The 2438-nt window shown below is 28.3% G+C and carries 2 protein-coding genes; both read left to right on the forward strand.

The genetic code is table 11. From position 1 onward, the window contains the following. Positions 1-148 precede the first annotated feature (148 nt). Positions 149-1120, forward strand: a complete 972-nt coding sequence (locus tag GX756_02030) for a glycosyl transferase (GenBank protein NLC16643.1) — start codon at positions 149-151, stop codon at positions 1118-1120. 3 nt (positions 1121-1123) lie between these two features. Beyond that, positions 1124-2438, forward strand: a 1315-nt coding sequence (locus GX756_02035) for a hypothetical protein (protein NLC16644.1), incomplete at its 3' end; no start/stop codon positions are given.

Raw genomic sequence — 2438 nt, forward strand, 5'->3', positions numbered from 1 at the left:
AAGATGAAGAGTTCGCAAAAAAATGCGGAGAAAATGCAAAAAAGATTAAAGAGACACATTCTGTGGAAATTAATGCAAAAAGATATTTAGATTTCTTCAAAAAAATAGTAAATAAAATTCCTAATTAGTATATGTAGAAGGAGCAAAAATGAAAAGATTAAAGAAAATATCTTTAATAATAAAGAAGAAAAATAAAACAATGTATTTTATTATCAGAAAGAAATATTTAGAATGGCTTAAACTTAAATTATATATAAAGTCTTGGTTAGGATATAATTTCTGTAATAGAAGAAAATATATAGAAATTATGTATCAAAAGCATACAAATAAAAAATTAAATTTAGATAATCCCAAAACATTTAATGATAAATTGAATAGGTTGAAATTATATTGGTATGATCCCATAGCCTATAAATGTGTGGATAAGTACAGAGTAAGAGAGGTTGTCAAGGAAAGAGGATATGAAAATCTGCTAAATACTTTATATGCTGTTTATGACAACCCCAAGGATATAAATTGGGATGAATTACCAAAAGAATTTATCTTAAAAGCGAATAACGGATGTGGCAATCATGTTATTTGTAAAGACAAAGAAAAGTTAGATAAAAAGGAAGCAATTAAAACGCTCAAGAAAAGTTTTTATAAAAACTATGCTGTTTTTAGTGCAGAATGGCCTTATGAAAAGGTAAAACCTAAAATAATATGTGAAAAGCTTTTAGAGGAAAATGGTAAAGCTCCTACCGATTATAAGATTTTTTGTTGTAATGGAAAGCCTATTTTTTTATTAATAGTAACCGAAAGAGATGTAGACCCTAAGTTTGATTTTTTTGATGTTAATTTCAAGATGATACCCGTAAAACAACAATATGATAATTCTGAATTTCAAATAAAAAAGCCTAAAAATTATGATGAGATGCTTGAAATAGCAAGTAAACTATCACAAGGTTTGCCCTTTGTTAGAGTGGATTTTTATAACATAAACGGAAAAATTATATTTGGTGAATATACGTTTTTTCATCATGGTGGAAGGCATGAATTTGTACCAGATAAATACAATTATATATTTGGAAATATGATTGAGTTACCGCCTAAAATGAAAACACCTTTTATAAAAGAATGAAATATGATAAGTAGTAAAGCAAGCAAAAAAGTAAAAAAAGAACGCAAAAAATTTATTATTGCAATGATAATTTTCGCAATGATGTTTTTTGTCAGGGATATTTTTAATGTAAATATACCCCAATTTATATTTCTATTGGTTGCTTGTTTTTACTATATTATATTTGATTTGGATGAATGTATAGCTTTTACTGCCACGCTGGCGGTGTGGGGTTCGGGTTTACAAGCCAATTACGCTATTTTATTTGGAATTTTTGCTATATTATTAAGAAAGTACAAAAAAATTGTTTTCTCTTATGAGTTTATACTTTTAATTTTCATTTTAGTTTGGGAAGCCCTTCATATATTCTACCAGCCTTTTAGCGTAGCTGAATACGCAAGACATATGGTTAATTATGTTATGATATGGATAGTCTTATTTGATAGAAATACAAAGTTTGATTATATGCTGGTTATCAAATCATTTTTGTTTGTTGCGGCATTTTTGCTATTGGATATAATGGCGCAGACTCTTATTTATTACAATTTTTCTCTACAAAATATGCTTGATGCTGGAGTCAGGTTCGGTAACATTGGCGCTCTTACTGGACAAGAAAACGCTTTGAGCAATAATCAGAATCTAATTGGTATGTTTTGTGGGGTGAGTATAGGAATACTTACGATGTTTCTTTTTTATACTAAGAAAAAAGAACAAATAAAGTATATTATATTTATAGGATTTTTCCTTTTTTTTGGTTTGCTTACACAATCCAGAGCATTTATTATGTTGGTATTATTAGCCTATTTTTTTGCCGGATTATATTATTCAATAAATCATGGAAGAAATGTAATAATAAGCTCTACTGCCGTAATTTTAGCCTTAATTCTTGTTTATCTTCTTATCGTACTGCTTTTGCCAAGTGTTTGGCAATCTGTACTTAACAGATTGTTAGCAGATGATATAAGCGGAGGAAGAATAAGCATTTTTAAATACTATAATAATTATATTTTGGACAATACAAATGTATTTTTCTTTGGATTAGGATTGCAAGATGTTTTGGACAAGGTAAATTTTACATCCGTTTTTCCTATTAACAATGTGCCTCACAACGGTTTGCAGGAAGCTTTTCTTGTTTGGGGTATTGTAGGCATTCCAATTGCATTACTGATTTTTATGTTTATAGCAAAAAACGCGTCACAAGATAAAAAAATTAAGATTATTAATTATTTGCCGCTAATGTTATATTTCAGTTATATACAGGTGGGTCATTTTTTGGGAGTTACTTATATTTTGATGATACTTATAACATTGTTTTCTTGCATAAGAATTGACAAAGAGG

This window comes from Clostridiales bacterium, from assembly GCA_012512255.1.
Taxonomy (GTDB): Bacteria; Bacillota; Clostridia; order Christensenellales; family DUVY01; genus DUVY01.